Annotated in this window: 21 protein-coding genes; 5 read left to right on the top strand and 16 right to left on the bottom strand. The window is 59.5% G+C overall.

The annotated features are described in order from the left end of the window. The first annotated feature begins 10 nt into the window (after positions 1–10). The 4 genes from E5Q11_RS09195 to E5Q11_RS09180 all read left to right on the top strand — a co-directional run bounded on the left by E5Q11_RS09195 (position 11) and on the right by E5Q11_RS09180 (position 5,019). Entirely contained in the window at positions 11–1,708 is a 1,698-nt protein-coding gene (locus E5Q11_RS09195; RefSeq protein ID WP_135803094.1) for a copper resistance system multicopper oxidase, read from the top strand. Then, positions 1,705–2,445, top strand: coding sequence for a copper resistance protein B (locus E5Q11_RS09190; protein ID WP_135803093.1), 741 nt, complete (start codon positions 1,705–1,707; stop codon positions 2,443–2,445). The genes E5Q11_RS09195 and E5Q11_RS09190 overlap by 4 nt, the downstream gene beginning before the upstream one ends. A gap of 155 nt (positions 2,446–2,600) precedes the next feature. Next, the gene (locus E5Q11_RS09185; protein WP_135803092.1) at positions 2,601–2,828 is read left to right on the top strand and encodes a hypothetical protein; all 228 of its coding nucleotides are present in this window, start codon (positions 2,601–2,603) and stop codon (positions 2,826–2,828) included. Between the two features lie 88 nt (positions 2,829–2,916). Beyond that, a complete protein-coding gene (locus tag E5Q11_RS09180; RefSeq protein WP_449806439.1) occupies positions 2,917–5,019 on the top strand; it encodes a copper-transporting P-type ATPase in 2,103 nt (700 codons plus the stop codon). A gap of 25 nt (positions 5,020–5,044) precedes the next feature. Here E5Q11_RS09180 and E5Q11_RS09175 read toward each other — a convergent pair whose 3' ends face one another. The 15 genes from E5Q11_RS09175 to E5Q11_RS09105 all read right to left on the bottom strand — a co-directional run bounded on the left by E5Q11_RS09175 (position 5,045) and on the right by E5Q11_RS09105 (position 18,222). Further along, positions 5,045–6,037 carry a DUF2235 domain-containing protein gene (locus E5Q11_RS09175; protein ID WP_135803090.1) on the bottom strand — a complete coding sequence of 331 codons (993 nt, stop codon included), beginning with the start codon at positions 6,035–6,037 and terminating at the stop codon, positions 5,045–5,047. A 55-nt stretch (positions 6,038–6,092) separates the two neighbouring features. Continuing rightward, positions 6,093–7,607: an FAD-binding domain-containing protein gene (locus E5Q11_RS09170; protein WP_135803089.1), complete on the bottom strand. Its 1,515-nt coding sequence runs from the start codon at positions 7,605–7,607 to the stop codon at positions 6,093–6,095. Beyond that, entirely contained in the window at positions 7,604–7,747 is a 144-nt protein-coding gene (locus E5Q11_RS09165; RefSeq protein ID WP_135803088.1) for a DUF2256 domain-containing protein, read from the bottom strand. The genes E5Q11_RS09170 and E5Q11_RS09165 overlap by 4 nt, the downstream gene beginning before the upstream one ends. 33 nt (positions 7,748–7,780) lie before the next feature. Then, positions 7,781–8,611 (bottom strand): iron-sulfur cluster carrier protein ApbC, encoded by an 831-nt coding sequence (gene apbC / locus E5Q11_RS09160; protein ID WP_135803087.1) that lies wholly within the window; start codon positions 8,609–8,611, stop codon positions 7,781–7,783. 14 nt (positions 8,612–8,625) lie between these two features. Beyond that, on the bottom strand, positions 8,626–9,402 hold the full coding sequence (locus tag E5Q11_RS09155; protein WP_135803086.1) for a ferredoxin--NADP reductase: 777 nt from the start codon (positions 9,400–9,402) through the stop codon (positions 8,626–8,628). Positions 9,403–9,438: 36 nt separating this feature from the next. Further along, the gene (locus tag E5Q11_RS09150; protein WP_135803085.1) at positions 9,439–10,446 is read right to left on the bottom strand and encodes a YeiH family protein; all 1,008 of its coding nucleotides are present in this window, start codon (positions 10,444–10,446) and stop codon (positions 9,439–9,441) included. Continuing rightward, a complete protein-coding gene (locus E5Q11_RS09145) occupies positions 10,443–10,754 on the bottom strand; it encodes a DUF971 domain-containing protein (RefSeq protein ID WP_135803084.1) in 312 nt (103 codons plus the stop codon). The genes E5Q11_RS09150 and E5Q11_RS09145 overlap by 4 nt, the downstream gene beginning before the upstream one ends. 48 nt (positions 10,755–10,802) lie before the next feature. Beyond that, a complete protein-coding gene (gene fdxA, locus E5Q11_RS09140) occupies positions 10,803–11,126 on the bottom strand; it encodes a ferredoxin FdxA (protein ID WP_135803083.1) in 324 nt (107 codons plus the stop codon). Between the two features lie 62 nt (positions 11,127–11,188). Further along, positions 11,189–12,148 (bottom strand): HEAT repeat domain-containing protein, encoded by a 960-nt coding sequence (locus E5Q11_RS09135; RefSeq protein ID WP_135803082.1) that lies wholly within the window; start codon positions 12,146–12,148, stop codon positions 11,189–11,191. Positions 12,149–12,156: 8 nt separating this feature from the next. Further along, the gene (locus tag E5Q11_RS09130) at positions 12,157–12,390 is read right to left on the bottom strand and encodes a 4Fe-4S dicluster domain-containing protein (RefSeq protein WP_135803081.1); all 234 of its coding nucleotides are present in this window, start codon (positions 12,388–12,390) and stop codon (positions 12,157–12,159) included. A 38-nt stretch (positions 12,391–12,428) separates the two neighbouring features. After that, a complete protein-coding gene (locus tag E5Q11_RS09125; protein ID WP_135803080.1) occupies positions 12,429–14,162 on the bottom strand; it encodes a fumarate reductase/succinate dehydrogenase flavoprotein subunit in 1,734 nt (577 codons plus the stop codon). Positions 14,163–14,171: 9 nt separating this feature from the next. Further along, complete coding sequence (locus tag E5Q11_RS09120) at positions 14,172–14,915, bottom strand: GntR family transcriptional regulator (protein WP_135803079.1); 744 nt, start codon at positions 14,913–14,915, stop codon at positions 14,172–14,174. Positions 14,916–14,987: 72 nt separating this feature from the next. Next, on the bottom strand, positions 14,988–15,866 hold the full coding sequence (locus E5Q11_RS09115; RefSeq protein ID WP_135803078.1) for an ABC transporter ATP-binding protein: 879 nt from the start codon (positions 15,864–15,866) through the stop codon (positions 14,988–14,990). Then, positions 15,863–16,633 carry an ABC transporter permease gene (locus E5Q11_RS09110; RefSeq protein WP_135803389.1) on the bottom strand — a complete coding sequence of 257 codons (771 nt, stop codon included), beginning with the start codon at positions 16,631–16,633 and terminating at the stop codon, positions 15,863–15,865. The genes E5Q11_RS09115 and E5Q11_RS09110 overlap by 4 nt, the downstream gene beginning before the upstream one ends. A gap of 227 nt (positions 16,634–16,860) precedes the next feature. Then, complete coding sequence (locus E5Q11_RS09105; RefSeq protein WP_135803077.1) at positions 16,861–18,222, bottom strand: ABC transporter substrate-binding protein; 1,362 nt, start codon at positions 18,220–18,222, stop codon at positions 16,861–16,863. Positions 18,223–18,520: 298 nt separating this feature from the next. On the opposite strand from E5Q11_RS09105, the gene E5Q11_RS09100 reads away from it, so the two are divergent. Further along, entirely contained in the window at positions 18,521–20,209 is a 1,689-nt protein-coding gene (locus E5Q11_RS09100; RefSeq protein WP_135803076.1) for an HAD family hydrolase, read from the top strand. Between the two features lies 1 nt (position 20,210). Here the strand turns inward: E5Q11_RS09100 and E5Q11_RS09095 are convergent, their stop codons facing one another. Further along, positions 20,211–21,461 carry a transporter substrate-binding domain-containing protein gene (locus E5Q11_RS09095; protein ID WP_135803075.1) on the bottom strand — a complete coding sequence of 417 codons (1,251 nt, stop codon included), beginning with the start codon at positions 21,459–21,461 and terminating at the stop codon, positions 20,211–20,213. Positions 21,462–21,512: the final 51 nt, after the last annotated feature.

The raw sequence follows: 21,512 nt of genomic DNA, 5'->3' as shown, positions 1-21,512 counted from the left end.
GGTGTACGACATGAAAAAATCTATCCTGCTGGCCATGCTGGCCGGTTTTGCCTCTCTGGCAGCTCACGCTGGTGAGTACGATATTTCCGTTGACCGGGTGCAGATCGACACCGGGGATTTCGTGAAGGAAGGCATTGGTTACAACGGCGCATCTCCTGGCCCCATCCTGAGGTTCAAGGAAGGGGAAGAGGTGACTATCAACGTGACCAACAACCTGGACGAAATGACCTCCATCCACTGGCACGGGCTGATCCTGCCTTTCGAGCAGGACGGCGTGCCGGGCATCAGCTTTCCGGGTATCAAGCCTGGTGAAACCTTCACCTACAAGTTTCCCATTGTTCAGGCTGGTACCTACTGGTTCCACAGTCACTCCGGCTTTCAGGAACCCAACGGTGCCTACGGTGCCATCGTGATCGAACCGGAAGGCCGCGAACCCTTCCGCTATGACCGGGATTACGTGGTGCAACTGACCGATAAACATCCCCATTCCGGCGACCGCATCATGCGCAACCTGAAAATGTCCGCGGATTACTACAATCGGCAGCAGCAGACGGTGGGTGACTTTTTCGCCGAGTCGGGCGAGAAAGGCGTCATGGCCACGCTGAAGGACCGCATGATGTGGGGCGATATGCGTATGATGAAAGCCGATATCGAGGACGTGCAGGGTTTCACGGCCCTGATCAACGGCAAAGGCCCAGACCAGAACTGGACCGGCCTGTTCGAACCGGGTGAGCGCATTCGTCTGCGCTTTATCAACTCCTCTGCCATGACCTACTTCGATATCCGCATCCCTGGCCTGGAAATGACGGTGGTGCAGGCCGATGGCAACAACGTGCAGCCGGTGAATGTGGACGAGTTCCGCATTGGCGTTGCGGAAACCTACGATGTGATTGTCCGCATCAGGGACGAGAAAGCCTACACCATTTTCGCCGAATCCATGGGGCGTTCGGGGTTTGCCCGGGCCACTCTGGCGACGGAAGCGGGTATGACCGCCGAGGTCCCGGAAATGCGCGAAGCGCCGGTACTGACGATGGCCGATATGGCCGGGCATATGGATCACGGCAGCATGGATCACGGTGCCATGAACCATGGTGATATGGAGAGCATGGACCATTCCAAAATGGAGGGCATGGATCACTCCATGATGTCTGGCATGGACCACTCCGACATGGGCATGTCTAGCGATTCTTTCTATGCCAGTGGCAGTGGCCTGATGCCGCAGGCCGCCAATGGCGGCAAGTTTCTGTCCTATGCCGATCTGAAAGCCCAGAACCCGCTTTACGAAGATCGCGAGCCGACCCGTGAAATCGAGATGCGTCTGACTGGCAATATGGAACGCTATGAGTGGAGCATTAATGGCGTGAAATACGAGGACGCTGACCCGGTTGTTCTGCAATACGGCGAGCGGGTGCGCTTCAAATTCGTCAACGAAACCATGATGACCCACCCTATGCACCTGCATGGCATGTGGTCGATCCTGGACGTGGGCGCCGATAAGTGGAACCCGATAAAGCACGTAATCAGCGTGGCTCCTGCCACTACCGTTTACATGGAAACGGAAGTGGATGCCCCGGGCCAGTGGGCGTTCCACTGCCATTTGTCTTACCACGCGGCATCCGGCATGTTCCGCAAGATTGTGGTTGAGGGCGGCCCGGAGGGCACTGTGGCCCAGGGTGAGTCAGACGGGCAACAGGGAGGGGAGTCATGAAGTTGCGGATCTCCTTCTTGTGGGGCATTGCCCTGGCCGCCGCTCTGGCAAATCCGGCTCTGGCACAGCAGGACCCGGCCAAGAAAACCCAGACGGCCAAGACCTTCTGGGGCGTGTCTGCGGAAAAACTGGAGTACCGCTACAGCGATTCAGATGAGGAGCTGGCAGCGGTTGAGGGTGGAGCCTTCTACGGTACCGATGAGCTGGAATTCCACTGGTTGTTTTCTGGTGAGTGGGAAGAAGCTCACAACGCGTGGGAAAGTCTGGAGAACCAGTTCGTCGCTCAGATTCCGGTGAGTGATTTCTGGGACGCCAAGGCGGGTGTTCGCGTGGATACCCCAGAGGGAACCGACCGTGTTTACAGCGTGCTGGGCCTGACCGGCCTTGCGCCCTACTGGTTCGAGGTGGATACCAATCTGTATGTCAGTGACGAAGGCGATGCCTCGGTGGATTTTGAGGCCGAGTACGAGCTGCTGATCACCAATTACTGGATTCTGTCAGCCACTTTTGAAAGCCTTGTGGCCTTTTCCGAAGATCGGGAGATCGGTTCCGGTAAGGGCCTGAATTCCACGGAACTGGGCCTGCGGCTGAGCTACGACCTGATCGGCCGCGCCTTCGCTCCCTACGTTGGTGTGGTTCACGAACGCAAATACAGTGACACTGCCGATCTTGCAAGAGATTCCGGCGGCAGTACCGAGGACTGGTTTGCCGTAATCGGTGCCCGAGTGATGTTCTGATTGTGATCTTAGCGGGCCCAGGGGCTTCCCTCGGCCCGTTTTTAACGGCCAATATGATGTAAAATAGATCCATTATTGTTTATCAGGTGCCATGATTGGCGCAGGTCCGCCGGCATTATCACTAAATAGTCGTATCAGACACGGAGGATAAGCACATGTTTGAAGGAAATATGTTTGGGCACACCATGTGGGGAGGGCACTGGCTCTGGATGCTGTTGATGGCCGTCGCAGTGGTCGTTCCCGTTTGGCGAATCTGTCAGCGGGCCGGGTACCCTGGCTTGCTGGGCCTTCTTATTCTGATTCCCATGGTTAATCTTGGCCTGCTTTACTTCCTGGCCTTTGCCGACTGGCCGGCAAGTAGGGCTGGAGATGGTAATGGCTGAGCATCACCACGATCATCACGACCACGAGGCAACCGGCAGTCGTGAAGTCAAAGGTCCGGTACCTCCCGGCACCATGTACACCTGCCCGATGCATCCGGAAATTCGCCAACAGGGGCCGGGGGACTGTCCTATCTGTGGCATGGCCCTGGAGCCAGAAGAGGTGAGCCTGGACGACGGGCCTTCCGAGGAGCTCACGGACATGACCCGGCGGTTCTGGATTGGTCTTGTTCTGACCTTGCCGGTGTTTCTGCTTGAGATGGGCGGGCACCTGATTGGCCTACACCAGATCATGGAGCCGCAAACGTCAAACTGGATCCAGCTGGTACTGGCCACGCCCGTGGTGCTCTGGTGTGGCTGGCCCTTCTTTTACCGGGGCTGGAAGTCAGTGGTCAGCCGCAATCTGAACATGTTCACACTGATCTCCATCGGTACCGGGGTGGCGTTAATCTACAGCCTGGTGGCGACACTGGTACCCCAGGTCTTCCCGGATGCTTTCCGGCAGGCGGATGGCTCGGTTGCCGTCTATTTTGAGGCGGCTGCAGTTATCGTGGTTCTGGTTCTACTTGGCCAGGTGCTGGAACTACGAGCCCGGGAGAAAACTTCTGGCGCCATCAAGGCTCTGCTCGATCTGGCTCCCGCGACGGCAAGAAAGCTGGACGATGACGGCAGCGAGGCTGATGTGTCGCTGGATCAGGTCAAGGTCGGCGACCGCCTGCGGGTGCGCCCGGGAGACAAGGTGCCGTTGGACGGCGAGGTGCTTGAAGGCAGCTCCAATGTGGACGAATCCATGGTGACCGGTGAGCCTCTTGCCATCAGCAAGAAATCCGGCGACCCGGTGATCGGCGGCAGTATCAACCAGCAGGGTAGCTTCATCATGCGGGCCGACAAGGTTGGCCGGGATTCCATGCTGTCGCAGATTGTGCAGATGGTGGCCAGCGCCCAGCGCAGCCGTGCACCGATCCAGGGGTTGGCTGACAAGGTCGCCGGCTACTTTGTGCCGGCGGTGATCTTCATCGCCATTATCGCCTTTATTGTCTGGTCGTTATTGGGCCCGGAACCGCCCATGGCGTTCGGGCTGATTGCTGCGGTCAGTGTACTGATCATTGCCTGCCCCTGTGCGCTGGGTCTGGCAACCCCCATGTCCATCATGGTGGGTGTCGGGCGAGGCGCCCAGAACGGTGTGCTGATTCGTGATGCAGAAGCCCTGGAGCGGATGGAGAAAGTCGACACTGTGGTGGTGGACAAGACCGGCACACTGACCGAAGGCAAACCTCAGGTGACAAAGCTGGTTCCAGCCGAGGGATTCAGTGATGACGAACTGATGCGATTGGCTGGCGGCCTGGAAAAAGGCAGTGAGCATCCGCTGGCCCACGCCATATTGGCCAAAGCCAGGTCCATGGATCTGAAGCTGCCGGATGCAGAGGACTTTGATTCCCCGAATGGCAAAGGCGTGACCGGTACAATTGATGGCAAGCGGGTGCTGTTGGGCAATCGGCTGTTGATGGAAGCTGAAAGCGTCGATATGTCTGCCTTTGAGGATGAGGCGGACCAGCTCCGACAAGACGGCGCTACGGTCATTTTCACGGCCATCGACGGTGAAATCTGTGGTTTGCTCGCCATCGCCGACCCGGTCAAGGAAACCACGGCGGCCGCTATATCGGCACTGCAGAAAGACGGCATCCGCGTGGTCATGCTGACCGGCGATAATCGCGTCTCGGCCGAGGCCGTTGCCCGCAAACTGCATATCGATGAAGTGGAGGCAGAAGTGCTTCCCGAGGACAAGGGCAAGATCGTTCAGCGGCTGAAAGACGAAGGCCGCGTTGTGGTCATGGCTGGCGACGGTGTTAACGATGCGCCGGCCCTGGCGACGGCGGATGTGGGCGTGGCCATGGGCACCGGAACCGATGTGGCTATCGAAAGTGCCGGTATCACCCTGCTGCGCGGCGACCTGATGGGCATTGTGGAGGCACGCCGGTTGTCGCTGGCCACCATGCGCAACATCCGCCAGAACCTGTTTTTTGCTTTCGTTTACAACTCTGCGGGTGTTCCGATTGCCGCCGGTGTTCTGTATCCCTTCTTCGGAATACTGCTGTCACCGATCTTTGCGGCGGCTGCCATGTCGCTGTCTTCATTCAGCGTTATTGTGAATGCTCTGCGTTTGCGGGTGATCAGACTGGCGCCAGAGCGTTAATGCCTTGAGCGGGCCAGGCGACTTCCTATCGGTTGGGTGGCCGGTAATCCGGGTCCAGCCGAGCGCGCTCAGCAACTGATGGGTGAATGGTCGTCGGGATTCCCTCTGGTTGCAGATCGCGAATCAGCGGCCTGGCGAAACGGAAAACGTGGCGCCTTGAATTGTGCAGTCGGGCTCTGGGACTGGGATTAATGTCGGCTAGCAGATGACCTTCTATCTCCAGCCCCGAATCCATCGCCTGCTGCACCATCCATTCCAGAGGCGCATCCGAGGCCAGCAGGCCCTGGTGATCGGCCGGATAACCGCCGCCGATGTCGCTGTGGGAGCCGGCAAACCATACCTGTTCCAGATCCAGCCCTTCCCGGGGAACCCAGAGCGTGGGCTGGAAGTCCTCACGGCGCTCATCAATGGCCAATGCATGGCGGGCAATGCGCACATTGCCTCCGAGTTTGGTGTCGTAGAACTCGTCCTTGCGATCAAAAAGACCCATGAGCGAGAAGGGCACACCAAGGGCGCCGACGGTATCCCAGGCGCCGACAAAGCGGATTTCCCGGGATTCGTGGCTGTGAGCCTTCCTGAATTCCAGGGATTTTGCGCCGTTCGGCTTCCAGGCTGCGCCGGTTTTCTTGTAATGATCGAAGGCCTGCTGAATCAGCCGCGCGTCGGGCCTTTTGAGAATGCCGCAGTTGTTGATGAGCCCGCACAGAGAGCGAATGGTATAGGCGCCGCGGCTAAACCCAAAAAGGTAAATATCCGTGCCGGGCGTGTAGTTCTGAACAATGTACCGGTAGGCATCCATGATGTTCTTCTGGATTCCCTGGCCGGTAATCCCGCCGATGATCGCATTGTGGTAGGACCCGATTCCCCAGTCATAAAAGACATGCTGAGGAAGACCGTCGGCGGTAATGGGCTGGATAGACCGCGCCACCCTTAATACGTTGGTTGGAACATCCGTCTGCAGGTCGTCTTCCGGGCGATTCCACGTGCCGTCTGCACAGATAACGAGGCGCTTGACCATGGCCGTCTCCTTCGCCAAAGATTAAGCGGGGTGTTATTTCGAGTATACCCCAGCTTCAAAACAGGGACAGCTGGCCCGAATCACGGTCGGATGGCACTTTTGGTCGCTTCTGGACGGGGCCTTTGCGACTTCCATGACGTTGCAGAACGCGATCGGTTTCTGAGCGGCTGACATGCTGTTTGCGAAAATCGCCAACGGCCTTGCGGGCCACTCGCGCTGCCTGTTCATGGTCGCAGACCGGGGCAATATAGGTGTTGCCACCAAACCGCTGTTTCTGGGCAGGCGTCATCAGCCACGGGGTGTGGATCATCTCCGCTGGCAGGCCCGCCAGCTCCGGTACCCAGCGCCGGATGAATTCGCCTTCCGGGTCCAGCTTCTGGCTTTGCATGACCGGGTTATAGATTCGCAGGGCATTGATTCCGGTCAGGCCGGACTGCATCTGGGTCTGGGAATAGTGGATGCCCGGTTCGAAATCGGTAAACAGCCGCGCCAGGTGCAGCGCCGGATCCCGCCAGTGCAGCCACAACTGGTAGCTGGCAATGGCCATCAGCATGGCCCGCATGCGGAAGTTGATCCAGCCGGTATGATCAAGGGCCCGCATGCAGGCGTCCACCAGGGGCCAGCCGGTCTGGCCTTCCTGCCAGCGGTGCAGGCGCTCGGAATCGTTAGGGCCGGACTTCAGTTGTTCCATTTCCCGGTGCATGGCGCGGAATTCCAGCGCCGGTTCGTCTTCCAGTTTCTGGATAAAATGACAGTGCCAGTGCAGGCGGGAACGGAAGCTGGTCAGGCTTTTCTGTTTCCGGGGCAGAGTGTTGCGATGGCCGCCGGTGGCTTTGGCCTGCTGGTAAATGTTCCTTAGGCTGACGCTGCCGTAGGCAATGTGGGGGCTGAGCCGGGAGCAGGCATTCACCGCAGTAACCGGGCTCGATATGTTGTACTGGTAGCCAATGCAGCGACGGTCCAGAAACGATTTCAGCAGGGTCTGACCCTTCTGGCTGCCCCCGGCCTGACGGTCATGGCAGGGTGCGCTGGCATTCACTTCAATTCCTGCGGGATCAAGTGTGCCTTCGACCGGTTTATCCGGGGCCGGCAGGTGATCCGGGGCGGGTAGCACCGGTTGGCGCATCAGGTCGGTCCAGGCCTTGTCCCACAGATCACGGTCTTTCAGGCGCCGGACCACGCCAAACTGGTTCCATTCCCGGAACTCCACTTGATGTTCCGAGCACCAGCCAATGACCGCTTTATCGCGCTCAAAAGTCCAGTGTCCGCCGGTTTCCCGGTGGCCGTAGATACGCTGGATTTTGTGGCTGCGCTTGAGCTTCTCCAACATGGTGATCATATCCCCGCGCAACACCGTCAGGCGGTTGCCTGCCCTGGCCAGTTGCCGGTCCAGGTCCGCCAGCGAATCGGCGATAAAATGCCATTGCCGGTCGCTGGTATCCGACTGCTGCCAGTAGTCATCTTCGACAACATATAGCGCGATCACCGGCTTGCCCAGATTGCTGGCGGCCATGAGCGGCGCGTGGTCTTCCGTGCGCAGGTCGCGTTTGAACCAGACTACCGTGGTCATGTCGCCTGAGCCTTCGAACGCCGGCACCGCTCGCTGCAATAGACCACGCTGGCCCAGTCTTTCGCCCATTTCTTGCGCCAGGCGAAGGGCCGGCTGCAGACCGGGCAGGTTTTTTCGGGGAGGTGGGGTTTTTTGTGCATACCGATTTTACGTTGCCGGTTACCCCACAGATTTTACTCCATCACAATCTCGGGCATCGCCCGGGTGCTGGCGCTTTCGGACTTTGCCTTTTCTCGCGCCTCAAGTTCGTGAACGACGCGGGTGGCGATTGACTGATAGGCAGCAGCCAGAGTGCCATCCGGATCGGTCACCAATACCGGCTGGCCCGAATCCGAGCCGGTGCGGATGCGGATATCCAGCGGTAGCTCTCCGAGCAGTTCGGTACCCGCCTCCTCGGCCATTTTCCGTGCGCCGCCTTCGCCGAAGATGTGTTCCTCGTGGCCGCAATGGCCGCAGACGTGGGTGCTCATGTTCTCGATGATACCCAGTACCGGCACGTTCACCTTCTCGAACATTTTCAGCCCTTTGCGGGCATCCAGCAGGGCGATGTCCTGGGGTGTGGTAACAATCACCGCCCCGGACACCGGCATTTTCTGGGCCATGGTCAGGTGGATGTCGCCGGTGCCCGGGGGCATGTCCACAATCAGGTAGTCCAGGTTGTCCCAGTGGGTTTCATACACCAGCCGGGTTAATGCCTGGGTTATCATCGGGCCGCGCCAGATTATGGGGGACTCATCGTCCACCAGAAAGCCGATGGACATGGTCTGGATACCGTGGCCGACCATAGGCTTCAGAATCTTGCCGTCGGTGGTGTCTGGCAGGCCGCTCAGATTCAGCATGCGGGGCTGGCTGGGGCCGTAAAGGTCGGCGTCCAGAATCCCGACCCGGGCACCGGTATTGGCAAGCGCCATGGCCAGGTTGGTGGTGGTTGTGGATTTGCCGACGCCACCCTTGCCGGAGGCAACGGCGATCAGATGTTTTACACCGGGCACGGGATTGGACATGTTAATTCCTCCTGTTATTGCTCGACAAAGGCGCGCTCGATCACGTAATCGCCGCGCACCCCCTGCTGCGGTGACTGGGTGAAACCCATGCCGTCGAGCATCGCGGTGAGATCCTTCAGCATCGCCGGGCTGCCGCAGAGCATCGCCCGGTCAGTCTCAGGGTTGAGCTGGGGCAGGCCGATGTCTCTGGCCAACTGGCCGGTCTCAACCAGGGTGGTGATGCGGCCCTCGTTGCGGAACGGTTCCCGGGTAACCGTGGGGTAATAGATCAGCTTGTCGCCGATGATTTCCGACAGGAATTCATGATTTGGCAGCTGCTTGGTCAGGTAATCGTGATAGGCCAGTTCGCTGACTTCCCGCACGCAGTGCACCAGCACCACCTTTTCAAAGCGATCGTAGGTTTCCGGGTCGCGGATGATGCTCATGAAGGGGGCCAGGCCGGTGCCGGTACCGAACAGGTACAGGTTCTTACCTTCGTTCAGGTCGCCCATGACAAGGGTGCCGACGGGCTTGCGGCCAATGTAAAGGGAGTCGCCTTCTTGCAGATGCTGCAGCCGTGATGTCAGCGGGCCGTCCTGAACCTTGATGCTGAGAAACTCCAGGTACTCTTCATGATTGGCGCTGACAATGCTGTAGGCGCGCAGCAGGGGCTTGCCGTCGACCGGCAGGCCGATCATCACAAAGTGGCCGTTTTCAAAGCGCAGGCTCTGGTCGCGGGTGGTTCTGAAACTGAACAGGGTGTCGTTCCAGTGGTGAACGCTGATGACGTTTTCGGTTCCAATTGCAGCCATGGGATAGTCCTCCGTGTTGGCTAGATCATTTAACTTTCACAGTGAAAAGGCGGCCATGGATGTCATGGCAGTGATAACAAGCAGGGTGCTGAGCATGGCCAGCAGCGCAAATGGCCGCCAGCCCTGGGCAATCAGTGAAGACAGGCTGGTGCGCATACCCAGCGCGGCCATGGTAATCAGCAGGCAGGCTTTGGATGCGGTGGTCAGGGCATCCTGCAAATTCTCGGGCAGCCAGCCCAGGCTGTTCATGGCGAACAGGGCAATGAAACCCAGCAGAAACCAGGGGTGTTCGGCCTTTCCGGTGTTATTCCGGTTCAGCATCGCGCCCAGCAGCAGAACCAGCGGTGCCAGCAGGGCGACCCGCAGCAGTTTGGTCAAGGTGGCGATATCACCGGAGGTGTCCGACACCAGGTAGCCCGCACCTGCGGCCTGGGCTACATCGTGAATGCTGGCACCCAGCAACAGGCCGGTCTGCACTTGGTTGTAACCCAGTGATGAAAACAGCGGTGGCAGCACCAGCATACTAAGGGTGCCCAGGGCGGTAACGCCCACCACCACGCCCAGCAATCGGCGGTCTTCCAGGCGGCCCTGGGGGATCACGGCGGCAACTGCAACGGCAGCGGAAACACCGCAGATGGCCACTGCCACACCCGCCACGAGGCTCTGCAGTGTGGGCAGCCCCAGCCATTTGCCCAGCAGCAGCGCGGAGCCGATGGTGATGGGCACACAGGTCAGCACCATCAGCAGTGGCAGGCTGCCAACGGTAATCAGCTGTTCCACGCCAATTCTGGCACCCAGAAAGGCAATGCCGATGCGCAGAACCTGGCGGCTGCAGAAGGCGATGCCGGGTTGCAGCCGGGTATCACTGGCCTGGCTGGCAAATCCGAATCCCAGGAGCAGAACCAACACCAGCGCAGGCGCACCGTAATGATTGGCCAGGAAGCTGCCGGCCAGCGCTAGCACCACACACAGTGCAGTGCCCGGATAGCGCAGCCGCGCAGGGGCCCACCAATGGGTGTCGATGGCGCGCAACGTCTGGTTCATGACACCTGCTCGCTCAGTTCACGCAGAAAACCCCAGGGATACAGGCCCCGGTAGTGGCCGTCGCTGAAGAAAAACTGCAGGCCGCTAACACCGGAAAGCTCAACTTTTTCAATGCCAATGTCGGCATCGATCAGGCTCAGGCGACCCATGCGCTTTGCCTGGGTGCAGTGTGAGCAGGCGCAGGAGCGGCGCAGAATCAGGCAGCTCAGCCGCGAGGTCAGGCCATCGGGCCAACTCAGCTCCAGCTCGTTGAGTTTGCGCTTAAGGCGGACTTCTTTCGGTGGTTCTACCAGGGTCTGTGCAGACATTGTGGCCTCCGTATTCTTGCAACTCGTTATGACAAGTTGAGGGACAGTTCAGCGTTCCAGAAACTGCAGCTTGTCCGGTTGATCCACCCATTGCTCAGCTTCCGGCATCGGGTTCGAGGTGGAGTCAATCACCGGCCAGATCTGCGAAAGATCCGCGTTCAGCTGAATGAAATGGCGCTGATCCACGGGCAGGTCTTTCTCGTCGAAGATGGCATCGGCCGGGCACTCGGCCACGCACAGGCTGCAGTCAATGCAGGTTTCCGGGTTGATCACCAGGAAATTGGGGCCTTCGTGAAAGCAGTCCGTGGGGCAGACGTCCACGCAGTCGGTGTATTTGCAGCGGATGCAGTTCTCAGTCACAACAAAGGTCATGGTGCTCTCCTCTAATTCGGTGTCCATCGGCCGGCCCGGTGCGGAACGGGCCGGCCGGTGAATCAGGCCGCAGCGTCCAGTTTCGACATGGCCCAGCGGGCCAGTTTGCGAACGTCCGGGTCCGGGTCGTCCATGGCGATTTCCACAAACGGACGGCAGTCGCTGTGGGCGATGGCGCCCAGGGCGCCGATGGCGGCCTTGCGAAGGTTGCTCATGGCATCCTTCGAGCACTCGCCGAGCACCGGAATCGAGTCGGTCGAGCCCAGCTTCCCAAGCGCATCCACCGCCTTTTCGCGGACCTGCCAGAGCTGGTCTTTGGTGGCATCCATCAACGGCTGGACCGCTGCCTGATGATTGAGCTTGCCAATGCTGTTGGCGGCTTCGCAGCGCACCTGCCAGTGGCCGTCCTGCAGCAGACCGATCAGTGCCTGTCCCACCTGTTGCGGGCTGGCATAAACCAGGGCACCGGTGGCCGCCCGGCGCACTTCCGGGTCTTCATCGCGCTGGGCGGTTTCCACCAGGGCCGGCAGGTTTTCGGTCTGTTTCAGCCAGCCCAGGACGGCCACGGCCTCTCGTCGCACGCGGGGGTCACCATCGCTGAGGCACTTCAGGGCCGGGCTCTGGGCACCTGCCAGGCGAAGGGGCTTCAGGGCCCGCAGAATGCCGGAAACCACGAAGGCGTCGGTGCTGTTGTCCAGGGCTTTCAGCAAAGGCTCGCCGGCGGCCGGGTCTTTCAGGTCGGCCAGGGCGTGGGCGGCGCTGTTGCGTACCACCTCATCGTTATCGCCCAGGGCGGCAATCAGGGCATCGGCCATATCCGCAGCTTCAAATTCGTCCACCACCTTGGCCGCTTCCTGACGCACGTTGGTGTCCGGGTCGTTGAGAGCGTGGATCACCAGTTCGACGGCTTCCGGTTCGCCGGAATCCACCAGGTCCATGACCGCCACCCGGCGTATGCCCGGGTCGTCGGAGGTGAGTTTGACGGCAATAGCCTGCAGTTCGGGATCGTCGTAGGTTTTCATGGCTTACCTCAGCGCAGCAGGTAGGGAATGTTGACGGTGACGGCGTCAGTGGGGCAGTCGGCCTCACAGGGCATGCAGTACCAGCACTCGTCGTATTTCATGTGGGCCTTGCCAGTGGCTTCGTTGATCCACAGCACGTCCAGCGGACACACGTCGATGCACACGGTGCAGCCTTTGTCGGCGATGCATTTATCCTCGTCAACAATGACGGGAACGCTTGAATGGTGATTGGCGATAGGCATGTGTTCGTCCTCTCTCAGGGAATCTGTTTGGTGGAATATCAGCCGTTAGCCGCTTTCTGGACCCGCATCTTGCGGTAGGCGTCTTTTTCTTCACCCAGGGATACCAGGTAATCCGCAATGGGGCGTTTGCCGCTGGCCATCTGGCCGTTCTCGTCCTTGAACAGACGGCTGTGGTAGAACCACTCGGCGTCGTTCTGCTCCGGATAGTCCACGCGGTAGTGGTAAAGGCCCCAGCGGGATTCGGTGCGATACAGGGAGGCGCGGGCGGCCATTTCGGCGCAATCGATAATGGACTGCACTTCCATGGCTCTCAGCAGCTCGTGGGGATCACGGGCGCAGAGCTGGCCGACGTCGGCACGCACGGCCAGGATCCGCTCCAACCCGATTTCCATCTTTTTGGTGACCTTGGGCGGCTGAAGGTAGTCGTTGACCAGGCGGCGGACCTTGTATTCCATCTGCTCCGGCGGGATGCCGTCGGCCACTTTCATGGGCGCCTGAATACGCTCAAGTTCCTGCTTGATGAAATCTTCGTCGAGCTTTGGCTCACCCCGGTCCTTGGCGAACTCGACGGCGCTTTCGCCGCAGATCTGGCCGTACACAAAGGCGCCAAGCATGTAGTTGTGGGCCACGCTGGCCATGTCGCCGGCGCAGTAGAGCCCAGGCACGGTGGTGGCGCCGGTTTCATCGGTCCACACGCCTGAAGCCGAATGCCCCGAACAGAAGCCCACCTCAGAAATGTGCATTTCCACCATGCGCTGGCGGTAGTTCACATCCCGGCCCTCATGGAAGCGGCCCCGTGACGGGCGCTCGTTGGTGTGAAGTACCGTTTCGATTTCCTCGATGGTTTCTTCCGCCAGATGATCAAGCTTCAGAAACACCGGGCCTGTGCCGGATTCCAGTTCCTTGAAGAATTCCAGCATCATCTGACCGGACCAGTAGTCGCACTCGATAAAACGCTCACCGAAGGCGTTGGAGGTAAAACCACCTAGCGGGCCGGTCACGTAGGCGCAGGCCGGGCCGTTGTAGTCCTTCAGCAGCGGGTTCACCTGGAAGCACTCCAGGTTCGCCAGATCGGCCCCGACGTGGTAGGCCATGGCGTGGCCGTCGCCGTTGTTGGCGGGGTTCTCGTAGGTGCCGAACAGGTAACCCGAAGTGGGCAGCCCCAGTCGACCCGCGGCACCGGTGGCCATGATCACCGCCTTGGCGCGGATGATGATGGGCTCAGCGGTGCGAGTATTCACCCCGATCATGCCGGCGATATTGCCGTCCGGGTCCTTCAGAAGGCGGGTGGCAGTGAAGCGGTTTTCAATCTGCACCCGGTTGCGGCGCAGGCGGCGGTAAAGGATCTTCTTCACGTTGTGGCCCTCCGGCATGGGCAGCACGTAAGTGCCCAAGTGGTGGACCTTCTTCATGTCGTAGTCGCCGGTTTCGTCCTTCTGGAAGTGCACCCCCCAGCTGTCCAGCTTCTCGATCATCGGGAAGGAGCGGGTGGCGTAGGCCATCAGCGCGGGCTGATGTACAACGCCATCGTTGGCGATGGTGATTTCCTTGACGTACTGCTCGGGCGTGGCATGGCCGGGTACCACAGCGTTGTTCAGTCCGTCCATGCCCATGGAGATGGCGCCGGAACGCTTGACGTTGGCTTTTTCCAGCAGCATCACGTTCAGGTCCGGGTTCTGTTCCTTGGCGGTCACGGCGGCCATGGGGCCAGCGGTGCCTCCACCGATCACCAGGATGTCGGTTTCGATCACAGGAATGTCATTGATTTTCATAGTGCGCTCCTATTTCCGGTCAATCCGGAACTGGTATTTGAATGAATCACCGCGATAGCAGAGGTACTCGAAGTCGATCGGGCGGCCTTCCTGGCTGTGGGTGAGTCGCTCCACGCGCAGAATGGCTTCGCCGGTCTTCAGGTTGAGGTGTTGTTGGGTTTCGGCGTCCGCCAGCACGGCGTCCAGTCCGATGTCGGCGCCGCCGAGGGGGATGCCGAACAGGTTTTCCAGCATCGGGAAAATGTCGCCGGACAGGTCCAGGCTGAACATCTGTTTCCCGATATCCATGGGGAAATAGCTGTTGTCGATGCACACTGGTGAGCGGTTGAGGTATCGCACCCGTTTGACTTCAACGACCTCATCGCCGGGCTGAAGGTCAAGGGCAGCGGCCACGGCTTTCGGCGCCTTCATCTGCTGGATGCTAAGCACTCGCGCAGACGCCTCGTAGCCCTGGGCGGCCATGGCTTCGCCGAAACCTTCCAGACGTTGCACGTTCTGTACTGCTTTGGGTTTGCTGACGAAGGTGCCCTTGCCCTGGGCACTGAACACCAGGCCCTCGTTGTGAAGGTCCCGCAGGGCCTGGCGGATGGTGATCCGGCTGACCCCGAAGGTGTTCATCATTTCGTTTTCCGACGGCAGCCTCTCGTGTACTTGATAGCTGCCATCCAGAATCTGCCGGCGCAGGTTGTCACGAATCTGGACGTACAATGGCAGCGGCGATTGCCCGGCCATCATCTGGGTCACGTTACTCATCGCGCATCCTCCCGGTTGTTATGACAGGTTATGGCGAGTTGGGGCGAAATCAGGTCTGAAAAGTCCATGGGTTCACCCCGCCCTGTTCTGTTGCTTGAAGGCATTGAGGGTTTCCTTGCGGATCAGATCCAGGCACTGGCGTTTGAGGGCCATGAACTCCGGGCTGGTCAGCAGGGACTGCTCCCTGGGCCTTGGCAAATCCACGTCGATGTCGGCAATGATCTTTCCCGGGCTTGCGCTCATCACCACAATCCGGTCAGACAGGAACACGGCTTCGTCAATGTCGTGGGTCACGAATACCACGGTGTTGCGGAACTCCCGCCAAATATCCAGCAGGTTTTCCTGCATCATGATCCGGGTCTGGGCGTCCAGGGCGCCGAAGGGCTCGTCCATCAGCAACACGCTGGGGTAGTTGGCCAGGGCGCGGGCGATGCCCACTCTCTGCTGCATACCGCCCGACAGGGTGTTGGGATACGCATTCTCGAAAGCGGCCAGCCCCACGAGCGACAGGAAGGTGCGGGCAACGCTGTTGGCTTCCTGGCTGCCCACGCCAGACATCAGCGGGCCGAAAGCCACGTTTTCCTTGACGGTTTTCCAGGGAAACAGCGAGTGTTGCTGGAACACCATGCCACGATCCGGGCCGGGCTCAGTCACAGCGACACCGTCCACTCTCACTTCACCACTGGATGGTGTGACGAACCCCGCGATGGTATTCATCAGGGTGGATTTACCGCAGCCGGAGGGGCCAAGCAGGCAAATGAATTCGCCGGGGCGCACTGTCAGGCTGGCATTCTCCACCGCCGTATGAGGGCCGCTTGCAGTATCGAATACAATGTCCACGTCCCTGACCGAAATCCGGCCCCGTTCTGCTCCGGGCGTGCCGGACTTCGCCTGTAAGCGGCTGTGATCCAGCACGGCAAGGCGATTGTCGTTTGCAAGAGCTTCGTTCATGAGCGACCTCCTTTGGCTTGCCACTTCAGCAGCGGGTTGCAGCCCTTGCGGACCAGCAGGGTGCAGAGTGTGCCCAGGCCACCGATGGTGAGCATGCCGATGATGATCTGCGGGTACTGGATCAGGGTGTAGGAGTTCCAGGTGTAGTAACCGATGCCGTACTGGCCACTGATGATTTCGCCGGCCAGCAGCGAGAACCAGGCCACGCCCATGCCGATTGCCAGGCCTGCAACGATCGAAGGCATGGCGCCGGGCAGTACCACATGCCACAGAATGGCGGTGCGGCTGGCACCCAGGCTTCTGGCGGCGCGCACCAGCACCCCGTTGGTCTGCTCCACGCCGTGTACGGTGTTCAGAATCACCGGAAACAGAGCGCCCAGGAAGGTGATGAAGATGATGCTGGACTGCTCGGTTGGCAGCATCAGGATGGCAAGGGGAATCCAGGCCACCGCCGGAATCGGCCTTAACAGCTCGATGTAAGGCAGGATGATGTCCTCGGCCCAGCGCGAACGGCCCATGGCCACGCCCAGAAGCACGCCAATGATAACTGCGAGCAGGTAGGCAATAGCCACACGCTCCAGACTGTGAAGAATGTGCAGGTAGAATTCCTGGCCGGTCAGCTCTGTGATCAGTGCACTGCCCACCACGGAGGGGGCAGGGATATTGTCGAAGTTGATGTAGAAATTGAATCCCCGGGTTGAAGCCAGTTCCCAGAGGAGAACCGCAACAATCAGGGCGGCAATCCGCACCAGGTATCTGGGGCCCATGGTTTTCAGCCAGCCGGTCTGGAGGCGCCTGGGCGCTTCGCTTGTCTGCGCCGCATTCCGGGTCGGCGAAGTGGGCTGCTCTGAATCCTGTCTTTTCAAGCCGGAGGTTGTTCCGGCTTCGGCCAGCGGTTCGGCAGTCCGCAGTGCCGCGTTGCTTTTGCTATCCATCGTTCTTGCTCCTCAGATCATTGCCGGGCAGCCGTGTTCGGTGACTGCCCGGCAAACCATCAATTGGCCATTGCCAGGGCGTTTTCCGGTGTGACCGGGGTGCCGCCGTTATCTGCAATGTATTTCTCTGAGTCGGCTTTCTTGAGGAAGGCCACCACTTCGCCGTCGTCGTCACGCACCATGTAGGACGCCTTTCCGAACAGCTTCAGGCCGGTCAGGTTGTCGTAGACATAGGTGGCGTTGATGGTTTCGCTGGCGGATTCCATGGCATCCAGCATGTCTGCTACCGAGTCGTAGGTGACGATGCCCTGGTCGGCGAACCAGATCTCAGCGGGGGCGAAGTCCGGATTGTTCGGCTGGGTCTCTACTACCGAGCTCACCATGGCTTCGTAATCCAGCCCCATGGTGTCGTAGGCGTTGCGCAGGTAGCTGTCGTCTACCCAGCGACCAAAGTCCAGGTCGGGGACTTCCACTTCCCGCTGTAGCAGGGCATGGTCGTACTCCAGGGCGTCTATCCATTGCGGTTTGACGCTGGCTTCGAAAGTGGTGATGCCGCCTTCGCTGAAGTAGAGGTAGAGCACCTCCTTCTCCACACCGGTCCACTCCGAGACCTTAATCGCCGCTTCCATGGGGTCGTCCTGGATCCATTTTTGGGCTTCCAGGGTGGCACTCAGATAACCCTCAACAACTTCCGGGTATTCATCGGCGAATTCCTTGCGGACCACGGTGCCGTGAAAGGTGGGGATTTCTGCTTCGCTGCCGTCGTAGATCTTGCGGCCGGTTTCCCGGAACTCCATGATTTCCGACCAGGGACAGAAGTCCGCATGGGCGTCGATGCGGCCGGCCTGGATATTGGCCGCGCCAACGGCGGGGCTCTGGTTGACGATCCGTACCTTGTCGCTCAGGCCGGCTTCACTCAGGGCTTTCAGAGTCATGCCCCAGGCTGCACTGCCTACAGGGACCGACAGGGTTTTGCCTTCAAGGTCTGCCAGGCTCTGGGTGTCGGAATCAATTGGCACCACAATGCCATTGCCGGTACCGCGGAGGTTGTAACCGGTCACCCCGATAAAGCGGGTTTCCTGCTTGCCGGTTTCCTGGAACTTGGCGCCATTCACGATCAGCGGGTAGTCCCCCATCACGCCGAAATCCAGCTTGCCGGCCAGCATCTGGTTGGTAATGGGCGGGCCGGAATCGTAATCCCGGTAGATGATTTCGTACTCAACGTCTTCGTATTTGCCGGTAGTCGGCAGATGTTTTTCCAACAGCTCGAGTTTCTCAAGGATGATGCCGCCGGGGATGGTGTTGGTGACCATGCTCTGGTGGCCGATACCGACGCGGATGGTGTCTGCGGAAGCAGCGCTGGTATACAGCGCCAGTGATCCGCACAGCGTCATCGCCGTAATTAGTTTTAGCTCTCTCATCGTTCGTTCCTTCCCGTTTGATTGCACTTGTACTAACAAGTCATGACCCGTGGTGTAGGTGTTGCACCTGCTGTGCCAGAAAGCGGTCGTCGATTTAAAAGCATTTGTTTTTATTGGAATTGAAAGAACACGCACCCGGAAACTGACCAAAAATTGAACGATGGTTCAGCGCCCGTGTTTGGTGCGCAGGGCTTTGTGCGGTGCCAGGAAGGCGCAAAGGGATTTGCCGGTGCTATAACAAGTAGTGCAAGTTAGAGGAACGGAAACCGGAAACAACGGAACCAGACAGGAAGCCGCGATGGCCCAATTCAGTGAAGAGCTACCCGCACCCTCAGTGATGGTGTTTGACTGGCACGGAACCCTGGTAGACACCCACGATGCCATGTTCAGCGCCATGGAAGAGATGCTCCCCCAGCTGGAGGAACTCGGCCTGGTAGAAAGGCTGCTGCCCGAGAGCAAATGCCGCACCGCAGACGATGCCCGCCTGGTGCGTTACATCCGTATATTCCGGCGCCTGCACCCGCGAATTCTTGCCGAACGAAGGGTGTCCCGTACCGACATCTTCAACGCCATATTCGGTGATGACAAAGAGGCCCGGCTGATTGCCCATCAGGCTTACAACGAATGCTACCGCAAATATTTCGGCAAGGTGCGCCCGTTCCAGCAGGGCGCCTATGACTATCTGACCGCTCTCAAACAGATGGATATCCGGCTGGCGGTGTCTACCAATCGCAACCGGGAGTTTCTGGATAAAGAACTGCAAACCGTGGACGAAGGGCGCTGGCAGAAACTGTTCGATGCCACCGTTTGTGCGGACGATGTCACCGAATACAAACCGGACCCGGAGGTCATCACCCGGGCGCTGGAAAAGCTTGATCTGCCCGTGGACGCCACCGCCTGGTACGTCGGCGACAGTTTCGTGGATATGGTGACGGCTAACCGAGCCGGGGTATCCGGTATTTTCTACAACGGCGCCTGCTGGGAGCCCGAGCGCATCAGCAGCTGGTTTACCAGCCGGGACGCCCCGTCTGCCATTGTCGACAGCTTCGAAGAACTGATGGACCTGTTGGCCCTGCTGGAACGAAAGCAGCCGGAGGCTTTCCGGGCCGCACCGGCGGAAGTGCGGCCCCGGCCCTTCCCGAAACCGGTGCGTCCGACCCCCAGGGAAGAGCCCGACTGGCACCCGGCGGTGGTCCGGCTGATCAGGCCGGCGGTGGTGCTGTTCGACTGGCACGCCACCCTGGTAGATACCCTGGACGCCATGTACCACGCGGTGGACGATATGTTCCCGGAGTTTGAAGGCCTGGGGCTGATTGACCGGATGCTGGCGCCGGAAGATAGCAAAACGCCCGAGGACGCCCGGCTGGTGGCCCATGTTCGCGAATTCGCCCGGCTGCACCCGAAGGTAAAAGCCGACCGCAAGATTTCCCGCACCGATATTTTCGAGGTGCTGTTCGGCGACGATCAGGACGCAAAACACGCCGCTCATCTGGCATTCAATCGCCATTACCGCAACCATTACGGCACGGTCAAAGCCTTTGAGCCAAGGGTGCGCGATGTGCTTGAAGGCCTGGCACGGCTGGGCATTCAGGTAGGTGTCATCACCAACCGTGACCGGGAATTTTTCGAGTATGAACTAGCGGCGGTGGAGGACACCGGCTGGACCCACCTGTTTGAGGTGAATGTGTGCGGTGACGACGTGCCCCTGCGCAAACCCCACCCGGACCAGCTGTTGCTGGCTGCCGAAAAACTTCATTACCCGGCGGACCCCAGCGTCTGGTACGTGGGCGACAGCACCACGGATGTGATTGCCGCCAAGCGCGCCGGGATGACCGCCGTGTTTTTCAATGGCGCCCAGTGGGATCAGCCCTGGCTTAACCAGATATTCCCCGGCACCCATAAGCATCCGGACAAGCCCGACGTGGTGGTGAACGATTTTTCCGAATTCTGGGCGCTGGTGCTGGCCTGCGAGATCGGTCCGCCCTAGCCTAGGGGCTGGCCTTTCCGTTAACGCCGGTAAGATAGTGAACGTTTCCTTCGGCTTTCAGCGCCTGTTCAACATCCAGCCCGATCACCAGCACCCCCGCCGGAAGCCACTGCCCCTTGCGAATAATCGGCATGCTGACCGTCACCTGAAAGCGAGAGGTGGATGCATCGTAGCGAATGGGAGAAACGTAGATATCACGTGTGTCCCCGCGAATGTGGCGCTCGAATTTCGGCTCGTCTCCCTGCCAGAAATCCGAGGTCAACTGGCTCATGGCAACCAGGGTGCCAACACTGTTGGTCAGCATCACTTCAGTGACCAATGTTTCATGGCGCTTTTGCCATTGGGCCATGGCCACGGACGCGTCCTGATCCGCAACGCGCCGGGCCATGTCTGAATAGTGGCTGGGCGCCAACGCCTGCCATTGAGCGTCCAGATTCAGGATTTCCGAAAGACTGTTGATTTGTGGACCCTGACGTATGGCGTCCTCCATCGGAATAAGCGCCTGCAGTTCGCGGAACAGATCATAGGCTGAAGCGCGGATATCGCCGGTCTCGGATTCATCCAGGTCAAAACTTCTGTTAATACAGCGCGGGATTTCACGGTTGAAAGCGTCAATAAACCCCGGGTTGCGGCTTGCAAAATCTTTGTTGAAATAGACATGCAGTGGTACGTAGCGCAGGAACTGGGTGCGAAGCCCGCTGGTGTCGCTAAGGGATTCCAGCACCCGGTGATCCATCAGCGCCTGGTCAATCCGCTGGCGATGAAGCAGGGCGATCAGCTGTTCCGACGTCGTGACGGTGAGAAAAATGTCTTTGCCCCGGGAGCGCAGCCAGGCCTCTTCGTTGCTGCCTATAACGGCACCCATTCTTGGGGCTTCCGCCGGTTCCCCGTCGGCTAGGGAGATCAGATGCCATTTTTCCAGGGAAACCGGATTGGTGCGGGATGCTATCTGGTCCAGATAGGTCGACGGGTCAACAGCGAAATAGCCATCAATCTGACTGTTAATCAGTAGCTGGATGGCCCGCCTGGGTGGCGATGCATGGATACGGGTGGTTCGGCCGGCGCGGTCCGCGCTGCAGACAACGGTATCAACGGTCAGCCCGCTTACCTCAGTACCTGCCCCCGGTGTTTCGCTGACAATCTGATAGGGCGGTGCCGGAAAGGTATAAAGCTTGATGTCCTCCGCCTGTGCCGGCCCGAGCAGGGCCAGAATCGCAAGCAAGACTGCCAATACACCCTTCATATGTTCCATGATCTGCAGGCTTTCCGTATCCGGTTGGCATAGTGACTTCTAATCAGGATA

The sequence above is a fragment of the Marinobacter confluentis genome (genome assembly GCF_004785685.1).
In the GTDB taxonomy this organism is placed as follows: Bacteria; Pseudomonadota; Gammaproteobacteria; order Pseudomonadales; family Oleiphilaceae; genus Marinobacter; species Marinobacter confluentis.
The sequence above is the reverse complement of the archived record's forward strand: the minus strand, read 5'-3'. Positions and strand labels throughout refer to the sequence as shown.